Raw genomic sequence first — 7,069 nt, 5'->3', positions numbered from 1 at the left:
CTATCACCGCAATGTCATCATCCGACCAGCCAAAGTGGTGCGCCATTTCATGCACCATCACATGCGCAACCAAGGTGCCCAAGGCCACATCGCCGCGCGCGATCCACTCATCAAGAATCGGGCGGCGGAAAAGCCAGATCAAATCGGGCCCCATCGGCTGATCCATCACCGATTTCTCGGTCAGCGGGATGCCTTCATAAAGCCCGGTCAGTTCAAACCCATCTTCGATCTGCATTTGCGCAAGCATCTCGTCGCTGGCGAAATCTTCGACGCGCAACACGATCGCCGCGGCCTTCGCCGCGAAAACCTCTGGCAGGGCCGCGCGCGCCGCCTCGGCCATCGCCTCTATCTCGTCCAGCCCCGGCGCTATGCGCGTATTCCAGTCTTGCATACCGGCCTCCATACCTTCCCCCGATATGGACAAAAGCCGCGCCTTGTGAAAGAGCGGAGCCAACGAGGAGTGCCCATATGACCACCGTCACCCGCTTTGCCCCTTCGCCAACCGGCTACATCCATGTCGGCAACCTGCGCACCGCGCTGATGGCTTGGCTGATCGCGCGAAAGGCGGGCGGGCAGTTCATTCTGCGGCTGGATGATACCGACCGCGAGCGTTCGCGCCCCGAATACGCCGACGCGATCATGGAAGACCTCGAATGGCTGGGCCTGACATGGGACAGGTTGGAACGCCAGTCAGAGCGTTTTGACCGCTATGAGGCGGCAGCCGACAGCCTGCGGGCGATGAACAAGTTTTACGAGTGCTTCGAAAGCCCGGTCGAGTTGGACCTGAAGCGCAAGAAGCTTTTGAACATGCACCGCCCGCCGGTTTACGACCGCGCCGCGCTGACGCTCAGCGCGCTCGAGAAAGACCGTCTGCGCGAAGAGGGCCGCGAAGGCTATTGGCGATTTCTGCTCGATCAAGAGCGGATCGAGTGGGTTGACGGCATCATGGGGCCGATCTCGATTGACGCGGCCAGCCTTTCAGACCCGGTGCTGATCCGCGCCGACGGGCAGGTGCTTTATACCTTTGCCTCGTCGGTGGATGATTTGCAGATGGGGGTCACGCATATCGTGCGTGGTGCTGACCACGTGACCAACACCGCCACGCAAATCCAGATCATGCGCGCCTTGGGGGGCACCCCGCCCGCCTTTGCGCACCACAGCCTGCTGACCGGGGCGCAGGGCGAAGAGCTTTCCAAGCGCCTTGGCACGCTATCCTTGCGCGATCTGCGCGCGCGTGGCGTGGCACCCGAGGCGCTGTTGAGCCTGATGGCGCGGTTGGGTTCCAGCCAGCCAGTCGAATTGCGCATGAGCCTTGACGAGATTGCCGAAGGGTTTGAGCTTTCGCAGTTTGGCGCAGCACCCACCAAACTTGACCCCGAAGACCTGATGCCGCTGACGCGCGAGCGCAACCAGCGCCTGCCTTACGCCGCTGTTGCCGAGCGGATCGCGGGGCTTGGTGTGCCTGCGGCGATTGCCGAGCAGTTCTGGGCGGTAGCGGCTAAGAATATTACCACGCTCGACGATCTGGCACCTTGGGCCGCGCTGGTGCTGGAAGGCGCAGAGCCTTTGGTGGATGCCGAAGATACCGAGTTTGTCGCCGCCGCGATGCAGCTTTTGCCCGACCCGCCCTATGATAACGAGGCATGGGCGCGCTGGACCACCGCAGTCAAGGCGGCAACCGGGCGCAAGGGGCGGGGGCTTTTCATGCCGCTGCGCAAGGCGCTGACCGGCATGGACCACGGCCCCGAGATGGCAGAGCTGATGCCGCTGCTGCAACGGGTGCGCGGGCGCGGCTGAAACCGCTCCGGGTACTGTCTCGAATGCGGGCGATATTTTGACACCTGCGCAAGGAGAGGTGGTTTGCGGCGTTACGCAGCCCCTTGCCAGCCGGGGGCGCGGCAGGCTATCGCTTGGCCGTCAGGATCGGGAGAATCTGGCGGGGAGAGCCCCGTTAGTGCCGAAGGAGCAACCGCCCCGGTAAACTCTCAGGCGCAAAGGACCGTTCTGGCAGAAGGACTCTGGAGAGAGGTGCGGTTGCACCCGCCGAAGGGATAACGATCTCAGGCGCAAGGGACAGAGGGGGCATCGGGTTGGGTGGGCGGTAGTCTGCCTTGGGCTTGATGCCGGGTTTTCCGGCCAATCGGGGAGGGGCGGCATGGCCGACCTGTTACGGACCGGACTATACGATCTTCATGTGCGATTGGGCGCGAAAATCGTGCCCTTTGCGGGCTACGAAATGCCCGTGCAATACCCGCTGGGGGTGTTGAAAGAGCATTTGCACACACGCGCCGCCGCCGGGCTTTTTGATGTAAGCCACATGGGGCAGGTGATCGTGCGCGCGCCTTCGGGCAAGGCGGTCGATGCCGCATTGGCGCTTGAGGCGCTGGTGCCGGTGGATCTGGCCGGGCTGGCCGAGGGGCGGCAACGCTATGCGATGTTCACCAACGAGACGGGCGGCATATTGGACGATCTGATGGTCGCGAACCGGGGCGATCATCTGTTTGTCGTGGTCAACGCGGCCTGCAAAGGTGCTGACATTGCCCATATGCGCGCGCATCTGGCGCTGGAAGTGACCGAAATCACCGACCGCGCGCTGCTGGCGCTGCAAGGGCCTGCTGCCGAGGCTGCTTTGGCGCGGCTGGTGCCGGGCGTGGCTGCGATGCGGTTCATGGATGTCGGCGTGTTTGACTGGGTCGGCACCGAGGTCTGGATCTCTCGCTCGGGATACACAGGCGAAGACGGGTTTGAGATTTCGGTGCCCGACGCCCGCGCGGTGGCTTTTGCCGAGGCGCTGCTGGAGATGCCCGAGGTCGAGCCGATCGGCCTTGGCGCGCGCGACAGTCTGCGGCTGGAGGCGGGGCTTTGCCTTTACGGCCACGACATCGACACCACCACCACGCCGGTTGAAGCCTCGCTTTCCTGGGCGATTCAAAAGGCGCGGCGGGCGGGTGGCGCGCGCGAAGGCGGCTTTCCGGGTGCTGCGCGGATCTTGGGTGAACTGGCTGCGGGGCCATCGCGCCGTCGGATGGGGCTGCTGCCCGAGGGCCGCGCGCCGATGCGCGAAGGCGTTGAAATCTACGCGGCACCCGAAGGCGGCGCGCCGCTTGGCGTGATCTGCTCGGGCGGGTTTGGCCCCTCGATCAACGCGCCGATGGCCATGGCCTATTTGCCCGCCGATCTGGCCGTGGGCACAATTGTTTATGGCGATGTGCGCGGGCGGCGATTGCCTGCGCGGATCGCACCGCTACCGTTCCAACCCACCACCTTCAAACGCTGAGGAGCGTTCAGATGAAATATACCGAAGAACATGAATGGCTGCGCGTCGAGGGTGACCTCGTGGTGGTTGGCATTACCGAGCACGCGGCAGAAGCCTTGGGCGACGTTGTGTTTGTAGAACTGCCTGAACCCGGCACCAAGGTTGCGCGGGGCGACGAGGTCAGCGTGATCGAAAGCGTCAAGGCGGCATCCGACATTCTGGCCCCCGTCGATGGCGAAATCGTCGAGGTCAACGCCGATCTGGGCGACAACCCGGGGCTGGTGAACGAAGATCCGATGGGCAAGGCATGGTTTTTCAAGATGAAGCTGGAAGACCTCAAGGCGCTAGACGGTTTCATGGACGAGGCGGCCTACAAGGCGCTGATCGGCTAAGGCGAGCAGTCTTGGCGCGGCCCGTCGGCTTTGTGCGTACGGGCAAGGGGCTGGCGGCCCGAAAACAGAGGCCAAATGGCGCGGCGGTCAGCCGCGCCTTGGCGCGTGATATGCAGACCCGAAACGCTCTTTTTGGAGACGTCGCATGACCTTTACCCCCACCACCTACGACACCTATGATTTTGCCAATCGCCGCCACATCGGGCCGAGCCCCGCCGAAATGGCGGAAATGCTTAAAGTGGTGGGCGCGGCCAGCCTCGATGCGCTGATCGACGAGACCGTGCCACGCACGATCCGCCAGACGCAACCGCTTGGCTGGGCGCCGATGACCGAGCACGCGCTGCTGGCGAAAATGCGCGAAGTCGCCGCGAAGAACCGTGTGATGACCTCGCTGATCGGGCAGGGCTATTACGGCACCGTCACGCCGCCCGCGATTCAGCGCAATATTCTGGAAAACCCGGCGTGGTATACGGCCTACACGCCCTATCAACCCGAAATCGCGCAAGGTCGGCTAGAGGCGCTTCTGAACTATCAGACCATGGTCAGCGATCTGACCGGCCTGCCGGTGGCCAACGCGTCGCTTCTGGATGAGGCGACGGCGGCGGCGGAAGCGATGGCGATGGCCGAGCGGGTGGCCAAGTCGAAAGCGCGGGCATTTTTTGTTGATGAAAACTGCCATCCGCAGACGGTTGGCGTGATCCGCACAAGGGCGCTGCCGCTGGGCATCGAGATCATCGTGGGCGCGCCCAAGGCGCTTGACCCTGCGCGCGTGTTTGGCGCGATTTTCCAGTATCCGGGCACATATGGCCATGTCCGCGATTTCGAGAGCGAGATCGCTGCGCTGCACGGCGCGGGGGCGGTGGCGATTATGGCGACCGATCTTTTGGCACTTTGCCTGTTGAAGGAACCGGGGGCGATGGGGGCCGATATCGCGGTTGGCTCGGCGCAGCGCTTTGGCGTGCCGATGGGCTACGGCGGCCCACATGCCGCCTTCATGTCGTGCCGCGATGAGATGAAGCGCGCGATGCCGGGGCGGATCGTTGGTGTCTCGATCGATTCACGCGGTGGCCGCGCCTATCGGCTAAGCCTGCAAACCCGCGAGCAACATATCCGCCGCGAAAAGGCGACCTCGAATGTTTGCACCGCGCAGGCGCTGCTGGCGGTCATGGCCTCGTTCTACGCGGTGTTCCACGGGCCAGTGGGCCTGCGCATGATTGCAGAAAAAGTGCATTTCAACGCGGTACAACTGGCCAATGCCCTGCGCGCTGCTGGCGCAAAAGTGCAACCAGACGCGTTCTTCGACACGATCACGGTCGAGGTGGGCGTAGGCCAAGCTGGGATCATGGCGGCGGCGCGCCACCGTGGGCTGAACCTGCGCAAGATTGGCCGTGACCGGGTCGGCATTTCGGTTGACGAAACCACCGATGCCGATGTGATCGCCCGCGTGCTCGACGCCTTTGGAATTGCCGATGCGCCAGAACCGGCGCGCCAGCTTGGTTTCAGCGAAAGCCTTTTGCGCAAGTCGTCCTATCTGAAGCATCCGGTCTTTCACATGAACCGCGCCGAATCCGAGATGATGCGCTATATGCGTCGCCTTTCGGACCGCGATCTGGCGCTGGACCGCGCGATGATTCCGCTTGGTTCCTGCACGATGAAGTTGAACGCTGCGGCAGAGATGATGCCGCTGACTTGGCCCGAGTTTGGCAGTCTGCACCCTTTCGTGCCTGCCAATCAGGCCGAGGGCTACGCCGAGATGGTCACCGACCTTACCGCCAAGCTCTGCGACATTACCGGCTATGACGCCTTTTCGATGCAGCCCAACTCTGGCGCGCAGGGTGAATACGCGGGGCTCTTGACCATTCTGGCTTGGCATCGCGCGCAAGGGCAGGGGCAGCGCAAGGTCTGCCTCATTCCGGTTTCGGCGCATGGCACCAACCCGGCCAGCGCGCAGATGGCGGGTATGAAAGTGGTGGTCGTCAAGGCGATGCCCAACGGCGACATCGACGTGGAAGACTTTGCTGCCAAGGCGCGGGAAGCGGGCGACACGCTTGCCGCTTGCATGATCACCTACCCCTCGACGCATGGTGTATTCGAGGAAACCGTGCGCGAGGTCTGTGATATCACCCACCGCTACGGCGGGCAGGTCTATATCGACGGGGCCAACATGAACGCGCTGGTAGGGCTGGTGCGGCCCGGCGAGATTGGGGGCGATGTCAGCCATCTCAACCTGCACAAGACCTTCGCCATCCCACATGGCGGCGGTGGCCCCGGCATGGGGCCGATCGGCGTACGTGCGCATCTGGCGCCCTACCTGCCCGGCCACCCCGAAACCGGCGGGCAAGAGGGGCCGGTGTCTGCCGCCCCCTATGGCTCTGCCTCGATTCTGCTGATTTCGTGGGCCTATTGCCTGATGATGGGGGGCGCTGGGCTGACGCAGGCTACGCGCGTTGCCATCCTCAATGCCAATTACATCGCGGCGCGGCTGCGCGGAGCATACCCAGTGCTGTTCATGGGCAACCGGGGCCGTGTGGCGCATGAATGTATCCTCGATACCCGCCCCTTCGGTGAGGTTGGCATTTCTGTTGACGATATTGCCAAGCGGCTGATCGACAACGGCTTCCACGCCCCGACGATGAGCTGGCCGGTCTCTGGCACGCTGATGGTAGAGCCGACCGAAAGCGAAACGAAGGCAGAGCTTGACCGCTTTATCACCGCGCTGCTGGCGATCAGGGAAGAAATCCGCGATGTCGCCGAAGGGCGCATCGAGGCCGAGCAGAGCCCCCTGCATTTCGCCCCCCACACGGTTGAAGACCTCGTCGCCGATTGGGATCGCGCCTATAGCCGCGAGCAGGGGTGCTTTCCGCCCGGAGCCTTCAGGGTGGACAAATACTGGCCGCCGGTGGGGCGCGTTGACAACGTCTGGGGCGACCGCAATCTGGTCTGCACCTGTCCGCCGCTTGAAAGCTACGCTGCCGAATAGGCGTATCTTGCACTTTGGGGTCGGGTTCGCGCCCGGCCCCGGTTTGCCGATGGGTGACGCATGACCGACCCCGCCCCGAAATCGAGCTTTGCACAGGGGCTCTGGTCGGCGCTGCCGATTGCGCTTGGATATTTTCCGATCGCGTTTTCATTTGGCGTTGCGGCAGTGCGCGCGGGTCTGAGCGCGCCCGAGTCGGTGATGCTGTCACTGGTGATCTATGCTGGCGCGTCGCAGTTTCTGGCGCTGGCGCTCGTCACAGGCGGTGCGCCGTTGGCGGTTTCGGCCTTTACGCTGATCGCGATGAACCTGCGCCATGTGCTTTACGGCCCGGCGCTGATGAAGGCTGCGGGGCCGGGGGCAGGGCGGCGGCGCGCTTGGGCCTGGGCCTTCGGGCTGACCGATGAGGTCTTTGGCGCGGCGCTGGGGGCGCTGGCGCGTGGG

At 63.8% G+C, this 7,069-nt stretch carries 6 protein-coding genes and 1 riboswitch; of the genes, 5 read left to right on the top strand and 1 reads right to left on the bottom strand.

Annotation, left to right across the window (positions count from 1 at the left end):
* The coding region (locus ABY403_RS11620; RefSeq protein ID WP_372840978.1) for a metallopeptidase family protein at positions 1-391 on the bottom strand (391 nt) is incomplete at its 3' end.
* Positions 392-468: 77 nt separating this feature from the next.
* Between ABY403_RS11620 and gltX the strand changes: the two genes are divergently transcribed.
* The 5 genes from gltX to ABY403_RS11595 all read left to right on the top strand — a co-directional run.
* The gene (gene gltX, locus ABY403_RS11615) at positions 469-1,797 is read left to right on the top strand and encodes a glutamate--tRNA ligase (protein ID WP_372840977.1); all 1,329 of its coding nucleotides are present in this window, start codon (positions 469-471) and stop codon (positions 1,795-1,797) included.
* Positions 1,798-1,914: 117 nt separating this feature from the next.
* Positions 1,915-2,012: riboswitch (glycine riboswitch) on the top strand.
* Positions 2,013-2,155: 143 nt separating this feature from the next.
* Positions 2,156-3,277: a glycine cleavage system aminomethyltransferase GcvT gene (gcvT, locus tag ABY403_RS11610; protein ID WP_372840976.1), complete on the top strand. Its 1,122-nt coding sequence runs from the start codon at positions 2,156-2,158 to the stop codon at positions 3,275-3,277.
* A gap of 11 nt (positions 3,278-3,288) precedes the next feature.
* Positions 3,289-3,648, top strand: a complete 360-nt coding sequence (gcvH, locus tag ABY403_RS11605) for a glycine cleavage system protein GcvH (RefSeq protein ID WP_372840975.1) — start codon at positions 3,289-3,291, stop codon at positions 3,646-3,648.
* Positions 3,649-3,793: 145 nt separating this feature from the next.
* Positions 3,794-6,628, top strand: coding sequence for an aminomethyl-transferring glycine dehydrogenase (gene gcvP / locus ABY403_RS11600; RefSeq protein ID WP_372840974.1), 2,835 nt, complete (start codon positions 3,794-3,796; stop codon positions 6,626-6,628).
* A gap of 60 nt (positions 6,629-6,688) precedes the next feature.
* Positions 6,689-7,069 (top strand): AzlC family ABC transporter permease (locus ABY403_RS11595; protein ID WP_372840973.1); only part of this gene is annotated, 381 nt, incomplete at its 3' end.

The organism is Phaeovulum sp. (assembly GCF_041596715.1).
Taxonomy (GTDB): domain Bacteria; phylum Pseudomonadota; class Alphaproteobacteria; order Rhodobacterales; family Rhodobacteraceae; genus UBA6213.
The sequence above is the reverse complement of the archived record's forward strand: the minus strand, read 5'-3'. Positions and strand labels throughout refer to the sequence as shown.